Origin of the sequence: Pseudomonas sp. 2822-15, from assembly GCF_002742515.1 — a bacterium.
In the GTDB taxonomy this organism is placed as follows: domain Bacteria; phylum Pseudomonadota; class Gammaproteobacteria; order Pseudomonadales; family Pseudomonadaceae; genus Aquipseudomonas; species Aquipseudomonas salomonii.
Genome location: NZ_LJRY01000183.1, coordinates 439,934 through 454,425 on the forward strand (window position 1 = coordinate 439,934; position 14,492 = coordinate 454,425).

Below are 14,492 nucleotides of genomic sequence, written 5' to 3' on the forward strand. Positions count from 1 at the left end.
CTCACGGCGCGAAGGGCATGATCCGCTTGTGCTCAGTCTTGCGATAGGTGTCGCAGATAATCTTGAACGCTTCCTCACGCACCGGCTCGCCGTGCAGGAACGCATCAATCTCGGCGTAGGTCACGCCGTGTGACGCTTCGTCCGGTTTGCCCGGCGACAGGTCTTCAAGGTCGGCAGTCGGGATCTTCTCGACCAGCGACTCCGGCGCACCAAAGTGCCGCGCAATCGCACGCACCTGGTTCTTCACCAACCCGCTCAGCGGCGCCAGGTCGCAGGCACCGTCACCGAACTTGGTGAAAAAGCCCATCACCGCTTCCGCTGCATGGTCGGTACCGATCACCAGGCCACCGGCCGCGCCGGCGATGGTGTACTGCGCCACCATGCGCATGCGTGCCTTGGTGTTGCCCAGCACAAAATCACGCGACACCGCCGCCTTGCCTTCGAACGCCGCCACTTCATTGGCCAGGGATTTCACTGCCGGGCCGATGTTCACGGTGTGGCGTTCGTCCGGGTCGATAAAGTCCACCGAAGCCTGGGCGTCGTGTTCGTCGAACTGGGTTTCGTAGGGCAGGCGCACCGCGATAAAACGGTAGGCCTCATCACCTGTGCTGGCGCGCAGTTCTTTCATTGCACGCTGGGCCAGCAGGCCGGCGGTCAGGGAGTCGACACCGCCGCTGATGCCCAGCACCAAGCTCTTGAGCCCGGAATTGCGCAGGCAGTCCTGGATAAACCCTACGCGGCGCGCCACTTCGGCCTCAAGGGCGGCCTGGTCGTTGAACGGTGCTTGGACCTTGAGCTGCTGCGCAATCTCACGCTGTACGGCTTGCATGATTCACTCCTTGCTGGAAAGGGCAGGTACTTTGAAAACGTGGCGCAAATAGGCGACAAAATTCGGATCGGTGCAGTGGGTCTTGCCCGCTTCATCGGAAATTTTCGCGACGGGCTGGCCATTGCAGGCGGTCATTTTAAGCACGATGCTCATCGGTTCAACACCCGGAATGTCACAGGTCAGGTTGGTGCCGATACCGAAGCTGACATTAATGCGACCGCGCAATGCGCGGAAAATCTCCAGGGCCTTGGGCAGCGTCAGGCTGTCGGAGAACACCAGGGTCTTGCTCATCGGCTCGATGCCGAGCTTGTGGTAGTGGGCGATGGCTTTTTCGGCCCATTGAATCGGGTCACCGGAGTCGTGGCGCAGGCCGTCGAAGAGCTTGGCGAAGTACAGGTCGAAATCGCCCAGGAACGCGTCGGTGGTGATGCAATCGGTCAGGGCGATGCCCAGCAGGCCACGGTATTCGCGTACCCAGCAATCGAGGGCGGCGATCTGGCTGTCGATCAGACGCGGGCCGAGTTGCTGGTGGGCCATGATCCATTCGTGAGCCATGGTGCCCAGGGGTTTCATGTCGAACTCGCGGGCCAGGTGCACGTTGCTGGTGCCGACAAAACGCCCGGGGAAATCGTGCTTGAGCACGCTGACCACTTCTTCCTGCACGCGGTACGAGAAGCGCCGACGGGTGCCGAAATCGGCGACTTGCAGCTCCGACAGTTCCTCGCTGCTGGCATTGGCGGACAGCCAGTCGAACTTGCGGTACAGCTGTTCGCGGGCCTGTTCGAGGATGACGGTCTGGTAGCGGTAGCGGTTACGCACTTCGCTGACGATGGCCAGCATCGGCACTTCGAACAGGATCACATGCAACCACGGCCCGCGCAGGCGGATAAACAACTCGCCGTTTTCGATGCCGGTTTGCACGTAGCGCAGGTTGAAGCGAAACAGCCCCAGAAAGCGCAGGAAGTCCGGCTTCATAAAGCTGATGCGTTCCAGGAAGCCCAGCTGGTCGGGGCTCAGGCTCAGCTCCGCGAGGCGTTCGATCTGGTACCGGATTTCCGCCAGGTACGGGCGCAGGTCTTCACTGTTGCGGCAACGAAACTCCCATTCAACTTCCACGTTCGGGTAGTTGTGCAGCACCGCCTGCATCATGGTCAGCTTGTAGAAGTCGGTGTCGAGCAAGTTCTGCACGATGCGATCGGCAAACACACTCTCGCTCATAACGGGAATCTCCAGACGGGTCGGCGATGGGCGCCGGCCTTTACGCACAATTAAGGAAGGATGCTAGTGGCGCATAGACCTGTAGGGTTTTGCCAGTGATTTTTTCAGTGCGGCCACTGGCCTCATCGCAGGCAAGCCAGCTCCCACACTTGAAATGCATTCCAAATGTGGGAGCTGGCTTGCCTGCGATGACGGTGGCGCAGCCCAAAAAGAGCTAAACCTGCTCCATCATCCACTTCACAAACTCACGCACCTTGGGCACCTCCGCCGAATGCTCCGGATACGCCAGGTAATACGCATCCTGGCTGGGCATCGCATGCTGCCAGGGAATCACCAGCTTGGCCTCGGCCAGCTCTTCTTCCACCAGAAAGCGCGGCAACAAGGCCACGCCACAGCCGACCTGCGCCGCCCGAATGCACATATAAAAGGTATCAAAACGCGGCCCGTGGTAGCTGTGTTCGGTCTGGAAACCCTGGCTGGCGAACCAGTCATGCCAGCCCTGCGGTCGCGAAGCGTTCTGCAGCAGCACCAGGTTGCTCAGTTGCGTGGGGTCGGTGAACGGCTGCGCGGGCAGGCTCTCCGGCGCACACACAGGTACAAGCTCTTCGCTGAACAGTTTCAGGCTCTCGGTGCCCGGCCGTGAACCCTGGCCGAAGTAGAAGGCCATGTCGGCCTTGCCTTGCAGCAACTCGTCCGGCTCCTGCTCGTTGCACAGGTCCAGGTGGATCTGCGGGTGGCGCAGGCGCCAACCTTTCAGGCGCGGCACCAGCCAGCGCGCGCCGAAGGTGTAGGGCGTGGACACGCGCAGCACTTCGGTCTCGCCGCCATAGGAGCGCAGGTAGTGGGTGGACATCTCCACTTGCGTGAGAATTTTTCGCACTTCCACCAGGTACAAATCCCCCGCCGGGGTCATCTGCAAGCGGCGGCGTACCCGGCGAAACAACAGGTGTTGCAGCAATTCTTCCAGCTGCGCCACCTGCTTGCTCACCGCGCTTTGCGTGAGGTTCAGTTCCTCGGCAGCGCGGGTGAAGCTCAGGTGGCGGGTGGCGGCTTCGAAACACTGCAGGGCGGTGATCGAGGGCAAATGTCTTTTGTTCAGCACGGCGCGCCTCTTTTTATTCTTTGCATGAGTAAACGGAATGATATCTCGCCTAATCGTCGTTTGTTGGCAAGTCTTGGGCCAGCTACAAATAAGGTCTGGATCGCCGTGTCTGTGGCGGCGCGAATTTTCTGTTTGAGTTTGAAGGAGTGACCCATGGTTGCCGCATTGCTTGATCGTCTCGGGGTGAACCCGGCGCTGTACCAGTCGGGCAAACAGCCCGTGCATTCGCCGATTGATGGCAGCTGTATCGGCAATGTGCACTGGGAAGGTGCCGCGCAGGTAGAGCAGCAGGTCAGTCGCGCCGAGCATGCATTCGAGGCCTGGCGCAAGGTGCCGGCGCCGCGTCGCGGCGAGCTGGTGCGCCAATTTGGCGATGTGTTGCGCGAATATAAAGCCGACCTGGGCGAGCTGGTGTCGTGGGAAGCCGGCAAGATCACTCAGGAAGGCTTGGGCGAAGTGCAGGAGATGATCGACATCTGCGACTTCGCCGTGGGCCTGTCCCGTCAGTTGTACGGCTTGACCATCGCCTCCGAGCGCCCTGGCCACCACATGCGTGAAACCTGGCACCCGCTGGGCGTGGTCGGCGTGATCAGCGCCTTCAACTTCCCCGTCGCGGTGTGGGCGTGGAACACCACGCTGGCGCTGGTGTGCGGCAACTCGGTGATCTGGAAACCCTCGGAAAAGACCCCGCTGACCGCCCTGGCCTGCCAGGCATTGTTCGAGCGCGTACTGAAGAAGTTCGACGGCGCCCCCGAATACCTCAGCCAAGTGATCATCGGCGGCCGTGACGCCGGTGCCGCCTTGGTGGATGACCCGCGCGTTGCGCTGATCAGCGCCACCGGCAGCACCCGCATGGGCCGCGAAGTGGCGCCGAAAGTCGCCGCCCGTTTCGCCCGCAGCATCCTCGAGCTGGGCGGCAACAACGCGATGATCCTCGGCCCAAGCGCCGACCTCGACATGGCCGTGCGCGCCATCCTGTTCAGCGCTGTCGGCACTGCCGGCCAGCGTTGCACCACCTTGCGCCGTTTGATCGCCCATGAGTCGGTCAAGGAAGAAATCGTCACCCGCCTCAAAGCCGCGTATTCCAAAGTGCGCATCGGCCACCCGCTGGAAGGCAACCTGATCGGCCCGCTTATCGACAAGCACGGCTTCGAAAATATGCAGGACGCCCTGGAGCAAGCCTTGAGCGAGGGCGGCAAGGTGTTTGGCGGCAAGCGCCAGTTGGAAGACACGTTCCCGAATGCCTACTACGTGTCGCCGGCGATCGTGGAAATGCCCGAGCAAAGCGACGTGGTGTGCACCGAAACCTTCGCGCCGATTCTGTATGTGGTGGGCTACAGCGACTTCACCGAAGCGTTGCGCCTGAACAACGCCGTGCCGCAAGGCCTGTCGTCGTGCATCTTCACCACCGACGTGCGTGAAGCCGAGCAGTTCATGTCGGCGGTAGGCAGTGACTGCGGCATCGCCAACGTCAATATCGGCCCGAGCGGTGCGGAGATTGGTGGTGCGTTTGGTGGCGAGAAAGAGACCGGCGGCGGCCGTGAGTCGGGTTCGGATGCGTGGCGCGGGTATATGCGTCGCCAGACCAATACCGTGAACTACTCGTTGGAGCTGCCGCTGGCGCAGGGCATTACCTTCGACTGACTCGGCTGATCGTTCCCACGCTCCCGCGTGGGAATGCATCCTGTGACGCTCCGCGTCACGAAAAGCGGACGCGGAGCGTCCAGGGCTACGTTCCCACGCAGAGCGTGGGAACGAGCGGTGGTGAACTCATCCCGGAGTCTGGCAATGGCACTACGCGAAACATGTTTGTGGGAACAACTCACTCCAGGCCGGCCCGATCGTGCCGCGCTCAAGGGCGAGGTCAAGGTCGATGTGTGCGTGATCGGCGCCGGGATTACCGGTTTGTCCGCCGCGATTCACTTGCTGGAGCAAGGTAAAAGCGTCGCCGTGCTGGAGGCCCATCGCACCGGCCATGGCGGTTCGGGGCGTAACGTCGGGCTGGTCAACGCCGGTATGTGGATCCCGCCGGACGAGATCGAAGCGGGTTTCGGCGAAGCGGTGGGCAGCCAGCTCAACCGCATGCTGGGCGCGGCACCGTCGCTGGTGTTCAGCCTGATCGACAAATACAAAATTGATTGCCAACTGCGCCGTGAGGGCACTTTGCACATGGCGCACAACACCCGTGGCGAGGCGGACTTGCGCAGTCGCGAAGAACAGTGGAAGCGCCGTGGCGCCCCCGTCGAGCTGCTGACGGGCCAGGCGTGCGAACAGGCCACCGGCACCAAAAAGATCGCCGCCGCCCTGCTGGACCGGCGTGCCGGCACCCTGAACCCAATGGCCTACACCACTGGCCTGGCGAATGCCGCCATGGGGCTCGGCGGGCAGTTGTTCGATCATTCGCCGGTCACCCAGCTTGAACGCCAAGGTGCAGTCTGGTCGGTGCAGACCGCCCAGGGTTCAGTGCAGGCGGCGCAAGTGGTGATCGCCTCCAACGCCTATACCGAAGGCGAATGGACCGAGCTGCGGCGCAACTTCTTTCCCGGTTACTACTACCAGGTTGCCTCGGCCCCGCTGACGGACGAAGCCGCGCAACACATCCTTCCCGGCGGGCAGGGCTCGTGGGACACACGCCAGGTGTTAAGCAGTATCCGCCGCGACGCGGATGGCCGTTTGTTACTCGGCAGCCTGGGCAATGGCAACCAGAAACCGACGTGGTTCCTCAAGGCGTGGGCCGATCGGGTGCAGCAGCATTACTTCCCGTACCTCAAATCGGTGCAGTGGGAGTGCACCTGGACCGGCTGCATCGCCTTTACCCCGGACCACCTGATGCGCCTGTTCGAGCCGGCACCCGGTCTGGTCGCGGTCACCGGTTATAACGGGCGCGGCGTGACCACTGGCAGTGTGGTGGGCAAGGCCTTTGCCGACTACTTGTGTCACCAGAACCCACAGGCGCTGCCGATTCCGTTTGCGCCGATGCAACCGCTGGCCGGGGTGGGCCTGCGCAGTTGCCTGTATGAAGCCGGATTTTCGCTGTATCACGCCGGGCAATGCCTGCGGATCGTGGTCTGATCAGCGAAATAGCTGTCAGAAGCCTGCATTTTCTTAGCAGGCTACTAATCTGTATTGGTGCAAGTCGTAGCAATCACGCACTGTAAATGTGCAGTTCCGTTACGCACATTGTTACAGCTGTAGGAACTGTCGTTTAGGCATCCGGTTGCAGGTGTGACCTGCCAGGGTTGTACTTTTTGGATCCATTGGTTGCACCTTTCGATGCTAGACGGTTGCACGTACTGGCAAAGGGAGTCGAAACGCCTGTAATAACAATGACACCGTGTCTTTTTGAAGAATAAAAAAGTAATGGCACGCGCCTTGCTCTGGGCTTTCCTGTGAAAGTTTGACGCGAATTCGTAGTGCCAATAAACAAAAACCTCGGAGCACCACTCATGTCCCAGACGTTTTACAAGAAAGGTTTTCTGGCCCTCGCCGTTGCAGCGGCGTTGGGTGTTTCTGCGTTTGTTCAAGCTGATGTGAAGATTGGCGTTGCGGGGCCGATGACCGGCGCCAACGCCTCGTTCGGTGAGCAGTACATGAAGGGTGCCCAGGCGGCAGCCGAAGTGATCAACAAGGCCGGCGGCATTAACGGTGAGAAAGTCGTGCTGGTTGCCGGTGACGATGCTTGCGAACCCAAGCAGGCCGTAGCCGTGGCTAACCGTCTGGCGGATCAGGACAAAGTGATCGGCGTGGTCGGGCACTTCTGCTCGTCGAATACCATTCCCGCCTCCGAGGTCTACGACGAAGCGGGCATCATCGCGATCACTCCGGGCTCTACCAACCCACAAGTGACCGAACGCGGCCTGGGCGCCATGTTCCGCATGTGTGGTCGTGACGACCAGCAGGGCATCGTCGCCGGCGATTACATCGTCGACGTGCTCAAGGGCAAGAAAGTCGCGGTCATCAACGACAAGGACACCTACGGCAAAGGCCTGGCCGATGCCACCGCTGCCCAACTGACCAAGCGCGGCGTCAAGCCAGTGCTGGAAGAAGGCCTGACCCGTGGCGAGAAAGACTTCAGCGCCCTGGTTACCAAAATCCGCTCTCTGGGCGCTGACGTCGTGTATTTCGGTGGTCTGCACCCTGAAGCCGGCCCACTGGTTCGCCAGATTCGTGAAGCCGGCCTCAAGGACGTCAAGTTCATGTCCGATGACGGCGTAGTGACTGACGAACTGGTTGCCACCGCTGGCGGCAAGCAATACGTAGACGGCGTGTACATGACCTTCGGCGCCGACCCGCGTCTGCTGCCAGACAGCAAGGCCGTAGTGGAAGAGTTCCGCAAAGCCGGCTACGAGCCAGAAGGCTACACCCTGTATGCCTATGCCTCGCTGCAAGCCCTGGCCGCCGGCTTCAACGGCGCCAAGTCCAACAAAGGCGAAGACGCGGCCAAATGGCTGAAAGCTCACCCGGTGAAAACCGTGATGGGTGAAAAAACCTGGGATGCCAAGGGCGACCTGAAAGTCTCCGACTACGTGGTTTACCAGTGGGATAAAGACGGCAAATACCACCAGCTGGAAAAGCAGAAGTAAGCCTGAGCGCCACATAACCCATGTGTGAGCGGGCTTGTGTGGGAGCTGGCTTGCCTGCGATACAGGCACCTCGGTACTTCAGTAATACCCAGGTGATGCAATCGCAGGCAAGCCAGCTCACACACAGGGCCTGCTCCCACAGGGGAGTGGTGTTGATATCGATATCTGTCTTTTCCTCCAGAAGCACCGCGCACCCTCCCGTGTGCAGGTGCTCACCGCGTGAGATTGCGTTATGGATGGTATTTTCCTGCAGCAACTGGTCAACGGCCTGACCCTCGGGTCGGTCTACGGCCTGATCGCCATCGGCTACACAATGGTCTATGGCATCATTGGCATGATCAACTTCGCCCACGGCGAGGTTTATATGATTTCCGCTTACCTCGCGGCGATCAGTCTGGCACTGCTGGCTTACTTCGGCATCGAATCCTTCCCGCTGCTCATTCTCGGCACCTTGATCTTCACCGTGGTCGTCACCGGCGTGTACGGTTGGGTCATCGAGCGTGTCGCCTACAAACCGCTGCGCAACTCCACCCGACTGGCACCGCTGATCAGCGCCATCGGTATCTCCCTGATCCTGCAAAACTATGCGCAGATCGCTCAGGGCGCGAAACAACAAGGTATTCCAACCCTGCTGGCCGGCGCCTGGCGCGTTGATATCGGCACGGGCTTCGTGCAGTTGACCTACACCAAGGTGTTTATCCTGGTGGCCGCGTTTCTCGGCATGGGCCTGCTGACCTACATCATCAAATACACCAAGCTCGGCCGCATGTGCCGCGCCACCCAGCAAGACCGCAAGATGGCCTCGATCCTGGGCATCAACACCGACCGTGTGATCTCCTACGTGTTCGTCATCGGTGCCGCCATGGCCGCCCTGGCCGGCGTGCTGATCACCCTCAACTACGGCACCTTCGACTTCTACGCCGGCTTTATCATCGGCATCAAGGCATTTACCGCAGCGGTACTCGGCGGCATCGGCTCCCTGCCTGGGGCGATGTTGGGCGGGATCATCCTGGGTATCTCCGAGTCGTTGTTCTCGGGGTTGATCAACTCTGACTACAAAGACGTGTTCAGCTTCTCCCTGCTGGTGGTGATTCTGATCTTCCGTCCTCAGGGCCTGCTTGGTCGCCCACTCGTGGCTAAGGTGTAAACATGTCTGCTGCCAAATCTATCGATATCAAGAAAAGTGTGGTCGATACGGTCCTTGCCGGGCTGATTTCGTTGATCGTGTTCGGCCCGATCGTCGGCGTGGTACTCGACGGCTACAGCTTCAACCTGGAACCTGCGCGGGTGGCCACGTTGGTCGCCATTGTGATGGTCGGGCGCTTTGCCTTGAGCCTGTTCCTGCAAACCCCCAAGGGCATCAAGGTCCTGCAGGGCTTCGAGAGCAGCGGCTCCGGCGTGCACGTGTTGCCGCCGGACTACAAGTCGCGGCTGCGCTGGATCATCCCGGCATTGATCGTGATCGCCATCGTGTTCCCGATCTTCGCCAACAAGTACCTGCTGACCGTGGTGATCCTCGGGCTGATCTACGTGTTGCTCGGCCTTGGCCTGAACATCGTGGTGGGCCTGGCCGGCTTGCTCGACCTCGGTTACGTGGCGTTCTACGCCATCGGCGCCTACGGCCTGGCGCTCGGTTATCAATACCTGGGCCTGGGCTTCTGGAGTGTCTTGCCTCTGGCGGCCATCGCTGCGGCGTTGGCGGGCTGCATACTCGGGTTCCCGGTGCTGCGAATGCACGGCGATTATCTCGCCATCGTGACCCTGGGCTTCGGTGAAATCATCCGTCTGGTGCTCAACAACTGGCTGTCGTTCACCGGTGGCCCCAACGGTATGCCAGTGCCGTCGCCGACCTTCCTCGGCCTGGAATTCGGGCGCAAGGCCAAGGACGGCGGGATTCCGTTCCACGAGTTCTTCGGCATCGATTACAACCCCAACATCAAGTTCATGTTCATCTATATCGTGCTGTTTCTGGTGGTGCTGGCCGTGCTGTACATCAAGCACCGCCTGACCCGCATGCCGGTCGGCCGCGCCTGGGAGGCCTTGCGCGAAGATGAAATCGCCTGCCGTTCCATGGGCCTGAACCATGTGCTGGTCAAGCTCTCGGCGTTCACTATCGGAGCCTCGACTGCGGGCCTGGCCGGGGTGTTCTTCGCCAGCTACCAGGGCTTCGTCAACCCGTCGTCGTTTACCTTCTTCGAGTCGGCGCTGATCCTGGCCATCGTGGTGTTGGGCGGCATGGGCTCGACGGTGGGTGTGGTGATTGCGGCGTTCGTATTGACGGTTGCGCCTGAACTGCTGCGCAGCTTCTCTGAATACCGCGTGCTGCTGTTTGGCGTGTTGATGGTGGTGATGATGATCTGGCGACCGCGCGGCTTGATCCGCATTAGCCGTACCGGTGTGACACCACGCAAGGGGGTAGCGCCATGAGCAAGGAAGTCGTGCTCTCTGTGGAACACCTGATGATGCACTTCGGTGGCATCAAGGCCTTGAGCGACGTGAGCCTCAAGGTCAAACGCAACTCGATCTTCGCCCTGATCGGCCCCAACGGCGCCGGCAAGACCACGGTGTTCAACTGCCTCACCGGCTTCTACAAAGCCAGCGGCGGCAAGATCGAACTGAACATTCGCGGCAAGCAGACCAACGTGATCCAGTTGCTTGGCGAACGCTTCAAGGCCGTCGACTTCGTTTCGCCAAAAAGCTTCTTCAGCCGCGTGTACTACAAGATGTTCGGCGGCACCCACCTGGTCAACCGCGCCGGGTTGGCGCGGACCTTCCAGAACATTCGCCTGTTCAAGGAAATGTCGGTGCTGGAAAACCTGCTGGTGGCCCAGCACATGTGGGTCAACCGCAACATGCTGGCGGGCATCCTCAACACCAAGGGCTACCGCAAGGCCGAGAGCGATGCCCTCGACCACGCATTTTACTGGCTCGAAGTGGTGGACCTGGTGGATTGCGCCAACCGCCTGGCCGGTGAGCTTTCCTATGGGCAGCAACGCCGCCTGGAAATCGCCCGCGCCATGTGCACCCGGCCGCAGATCATCTGCCTGGACGAACCGGCAGCGGGCCTCAACCCGCAGGAAACCGAAGCCCTCAGCGCGATGATTCGCCTGCTGCGCGACGAACACGACCTCACGGTGGTGCTGATCGAACACGACATGGGCATGGTGATGAGTATTTCCGACCACATCGTGGTGCTCGACCACGGCAACGTGATCGCCGAAGGCGGCCCGGATGCAATCCGCAACGACCCGAAAGTGATCGCCGCCTACCTGGGCGCAGACGAAGAGGAGCTGGTATGAGTGCGCCTATCCTCGAAATGAAGGACCTGGACGTGTTTTACGGCCCGATCCAGGCCCTGAAAAAAGTCTCGCTGCACATCAACGAAGGCGAAACCGTGAGCCTGATCGGCTCCAACGGCGCGGGTAAATCCACGCTGCTGATGTCGATTTTCGGCCAGCCGCGCGCCGAGTCCGGGCAGATTCTGTACAACGGCGTCGACATTACCCACAAGTCGTCCCACTACATTGCCTCCAACGGCATTGCGCAGTCGCCGGAAGGGCGGCGGGTGTTCCCCGACATGACCGTCGAGGAAAACCTGCTGATGGGCACCATCCCGATTGGTGACAAGTATGCGCAGGAAGACATGCAGCGCATGTTCGAGTTGTTCCCACGGCTCAAGGAGCGGCGCACCCAGCGCGCAATGACCATGTCCGGTGGTGAGCAGCAAATGCTCGCCATCGCCCGCGCGCTGATGAGCCGGCCCAAACTGCTGTTGCTGGACGAACCGAGCCTGGGCCTGGCGCCCATTGTGGTGAAGCAGATCTTTGCCACACTGCGCGAGCTGGCGGCCACCGGGATGACCATCTTCCTGGTGGAACAGAACGCCAACCACGCGCTGCGCCTGTCGGACCGGGCCTATGTGATGGTCAACGGCGAGATTCGCCTGACGGGCACCGGCAAGGAATTGCTGGTGAATGAGGAAGTGCGCAACGCCTACCTCGGCGGGCATTGATCCCTGCCCCTGATCGTTCCCACGCTCTGCGTGGGAATGCCTCTTGTGACGCTCCGCGTCACGCTTGGGGACGCGGAGCGTCCTTTGCTGCATTTCCACGCGGAGCGTGGGAACGATCATCCAACGATCATCCACATGTGTTTTTGGGGTGTTTTCAGTGCTCCTGCCAAATTGTGGAAAACAAATCCGCAGACCCTCCAAAGCGCGACATATAGCCGCCGCAAATCCCTGTTTTGTCACAGTTTTGACTTGTCCCCATCCGCTGTGGAACCGGCTGTGGGTAACGTGGGAGTAGCTGGCTGCAAGCCTTTAAAACCGTGGCTTGCAGCGTGGTGGTTGTTTATTGATCAGCCGGTTTTTGCTGGCCTGCCGAGGGCTTTGTCAACCTGTTTAAAGACACAGGTATATGACTGATTTATGTCGGATCAGCCTGTGGATAAGTCTGTGACTAAACTCTGGAAAGACCGCCGCAGGGGCCGGAATGACTGGCCTGGAGCCATCGTTCGGATTTTCCCTCTTGCCATTGGGCTACATACGCCCCGGCCAAGGTCAAGCAAAAAACTTTCTAAAACCGTCTGTAAGCCTTGTATAGAGCGGCCTGGGGCTTTTTACACTTGCCCCCAAAGACTGTGGGCGCAGCTGTGGATAACCTGCGTGCATATGGCTGCAAGCCACGTTCTATAAGGCTTTGCTTGGGGTGATCAAAAAACAGCCAGTCGTGCATGAAGTTATGCGCTTAGCGGTTGCCGCAATCGCGGCGTAAGGGCATTCTGCTGGCTGTTTTTTTCCCGATGCCCGCAAGGAGAACACCATGTCCGACACGCTGTTTATTACTGGCGCCACCTCAGGTTTCGGCGAAGCTTGCGCCCGGCGTTTTGCCGACGCCGGCTGGAAACTGGTGCTTACCGGCCGTCGTGCTGAGCGTTTGAATGCCTTGGTCGAAGAGCTTTCCAAGCAGACCGAAGTGCATGGCCTGGTGGTGGACGTGCGTGACCGCAAGGGTATGGAAGAGGCCATCGCCAACCTGCCGCCGTCGTTCGCCAAGCTGCGCGGGCTGATCAATAACGCCGGCCTGGCCGTGGGCACCGACCCTGCGCCCAAGTGCAGCCTCGACGACTGGGAAACCATGGTCGACACCAACATCAAAGGCCTGCTGACCACCACCAACCTGCTGTTGCCGCGCCTGATCGCCCATGGCCGTGGCGCCGGCATCATCAACCTGGGCTCCATCGCCGGTAACTACCCGTACCCGGGCAGCCACGTGTATGGCGGCTCCAAGGCGTTCGTGAAGCAGTTCTCGCTGAACCTGCGTTGCGACCTGCAAGGCACCGGCGTGCGTGTGACCAACATCGAGCCGGGCCTGTGTGAGAGCGAGTTCTCGCTGGTGCGCTTTGGCGGTGACCAGGCGCGTTATGACGCGACCTATGCCGGTGCCGAGCCGATCCAGCCGCAGGACATTGCCGACACGATCTTCTGGGTGATGAATACCCCGGCGCACGTGAACATCAACCGGTTGGAGCTGATGCCGGTGAGCCAGACCTGGGCTGGGTTTGCGATTGAGCGTGGGGCCAAGTAAGGCTTAAGACCGCGTCGCGCCCTTCGCAGGCAAGCCAGCTCCCACACTTGACCGGGTTCACTCGGTCACGTGTGGGAGCTGGCTTGCCTGCGAAGGCGTCAAATCGGCCAAAACAGGACATAAGGTACACTCCACGCCTGAAAACCCCTCCGCACTGTGCGGTTTAAAGGTTTTGACGGGAGGAAATGTGAGTAACCGAGGTGAGCAGGCACTGCTCAAACAATCGACGATTCTGATGTTCGCGGTCGCGATCGCCGGGATTGTCACGGGTGTGATATCCGGCGCCCAATCCATTCTGTTCGACGGCTTTTTCTCGCTGATCGCCACCGCCATCAAGGTGTTGATGCTGATCACGGCCAAGCTGATCGCCAAGAAAAGCAACGAGCGCTTCCAGTTCGGCTACTGGCACCTGGAGCCGATGGTGCTGCTGATCGAAGGCAGCTTCCTGTTGCTGATCGCGATCTACGCGTTTCTCAACGGCGTGTTCGGCATTATCAATGGCGGGCGTGAAATCGAATTGGGGCTGGTGATCGTCTACGCGGCGGTGTTTACCGTGGTCGAGTTCGCCTACTTCTTCTACGTGCGCTATCGCAATCGCACGCTGAAATCTTCACTGATCCAGTTCGACAACATCAGTTGGCTGGTGGACGCAATGCTGTCGGTGGGCTTGCTGATCAGCTTTCTTGCCGCGCTGTTGCTCAAGTCCCAGGGCTATGGCGAGTGGGCGGTGTATGTCGACCCATTGATCCTGATTCTGCTGGCCCTGAGCATGCTGGCGCCGGCGTTCAAGATCCTGCGCCCGGCGTTGCGCGAGGTGCTGGGCATCGCCCCGGACCACCTGGACGACAAGGTGCGTAAAGTGATGGACGCGGCCCAGGCCAGGCATGGTTTCGATGACTACGTGTCGTACGTGCAAAAGCACGGGCGGGCGCGGTTTATCGAGATTCATGTGGTGTTGCCGGCCAATTACCCGGTGGCTAACGTCGCGACGCTTGATGAGCTGCGCGAGGAGATATCCACAGGCTTGGGTACGCCGGATGCGGCGCGCTGGTTGACGATCAGTTTTACCGGGGATCGCAAGTGGGTTGCGTGAGGTCAGTTAGACCGAGGTGAGGCTATCGCAGGCAAGCCAGCTCCCACATTTTGATGTGTGAATACAGTCAAGTGTGGGA

General features: G+C 60.3%; 12 protein-coding genes. 9 read left to right on the forward strand and 3 right to left on the reverse strand.

Annotated elements, in window-relative coordinates; translation table 11 throughout:
• Position 1: 1 nt before the first annotated feature.
• The 3 genes from nadE to AOA59_RS14075 form a co-directional block, all read right to left on the reverse strand.
• Positions 2-829 (reverse strand): ammonia-dependent NAD(+) synthetase, encoded by an 828-nt coding sequence (gene nadE, locus AOA59_RS14065; RefSeq protein WP_099487919.1) that lies wholly within the window; start codon positions 827-829, stop codon positions 2-4.
• A 3-nt stretch (positions 830-832) separates the two neighbouring features.
• A complete protein-coding gene (gene pncB, locus AOA59_RS14070) occupies positions 833-2,047 on the reverse strand; it encodes a nicotinate phosphoribosyltransferase (RefSeq protein ID WP_017138441.1) in 1,215 nt (404 codons plus the stop codon).
• Between the two features lie 214 nt (positions 2,048-2,261).
• Positions 2,262-3,149 (reverse strand): LysR family transcriptional regulator, encoded by an 888-nt coding sequence (locus AOA59_RS14075; protein WP_099487921.1) that lies wholly within the window; start codon positions 3,147-3,149, stop codon positions 2,262-2,264.
• 153 nt (positions 3,150-3,302) lie between these two features.
• Here AOA59_RS14075 and AOA59_RS14080 point away from each other — a divergent pair, with 153 nt between their 5' ends.
• The 9 genes from AOA59_RS14080 to AOA59_RS14130 all read left to right on the forward strand — a co-directional run bounded on the left by AOA59_RS14080 (position 3,303) and on the right by AOA59_RS14130 (position 14,413).
• On the forward strand, positions 3,303-4,793 hold the full coding sequence (locus AOA59_RS14080; RefSeq protein ID WP_099487923.1) for an aldehyde dehydrogenase family protein: 1,491 nt from the start codon (positions 3,303-3,305) through the stop codon (positions 4,791-4,793).
• Between the two features lie 144 nt (positions 4,794-4,937).
• On the forward strand, positions 4,938-6,221 hold the full coding sequence (locus tag AOA59_RS14085) for an FAD-binding oxidoreductase (RefSeq protein WP_099487925.1): 1,284 nt from the start codon (positions 4,938-4,940) through the stop codon (positions 6,219-6,221).
• Positions 6,222-6,595: 374 nt separating this feature from the next.
• A complete protein-coding gene (locus AOA59_RS14090; RefSeq protein WP_065930657.1) occupies positions 6,596-7,732 on the forward strand; it encodes a branched-chain amino acid ABC transporter substrate-binding protein in 1,137 nt (378 codons plus the stop codon).
• Between the two features lie 232 nt (positions 7,733-7,964).
• Entirely contained in the window at positions 7,965-8,879 is a 915-nt protein-coding gene (locus AOA59_RS14100) for a branched-chain amino acid ABC transporter permease (protein WP_017136076.1), read from the forward strand.
• Between the two features lie 2 nt (positions 8,880-8,881).
• Positions 8,882-10,159, forward strand: coding sequence for a high-affinity branched-chain amino acid ABC transporter permease LivM (gene livM, locus AOA59_RS14105; protein WP_099487929.1), 1,278 nt, complete (start codon positions 8,882-8,884; stop codon positions 10,157-10,159).
• Complete coding sequence (locus AOA59_RS14110) at positions 10,156-11,031, forward strand: ABC transporter ATP-binding protein (protein WP_017136078.1); 876 nt, start codon at positions 10,156-10,158, stop codon at positions 11,029-11,031. Before livM ends, AOA59_RS14110 begins: the two co-directional genes overlap by 4 nt.
• Positions 11,028-11,744, forward strand: coding sequence for an ABC transporter ATP-binding protein (locus AOA59_RS14115; RefSeq protein ID WP_069786861.1), 717 nt, complete (start codon positions 11,028-11,030; stop codon positions 11,742-11,744). Before AOA59_RS14110 ends, AOA59_RS14115 begins: the two co-directional genes overlap by 4 nt.
• Before the next feature lie 811 nt (positions 11,745-12,555).
• Positions 12,556-13,320, forward strand: coding sequence for an SDR family oxidoreductase (locus AOA59_RS14125; RefSeq protein ID WP_056860507.1), 765 nt, complete (start codon positions 12,556-12,558; stop codon positions 13,318-13,320).
• 187 nt (positions 13,321-13,507) lie between these two features.
• Positions 13,508-14,413, forward strand: a complete 906-nt coding sequence (locus AOA59_RS14130; RefSeq protein WP_099487931.1) for a cation diffusion facilitator family transporter — start codon at positions 13,508-13,510, stop codon at positions 14,411-14,413.
• Positions 14,414-14,492 lie beyond the last annotated feature (79 nt).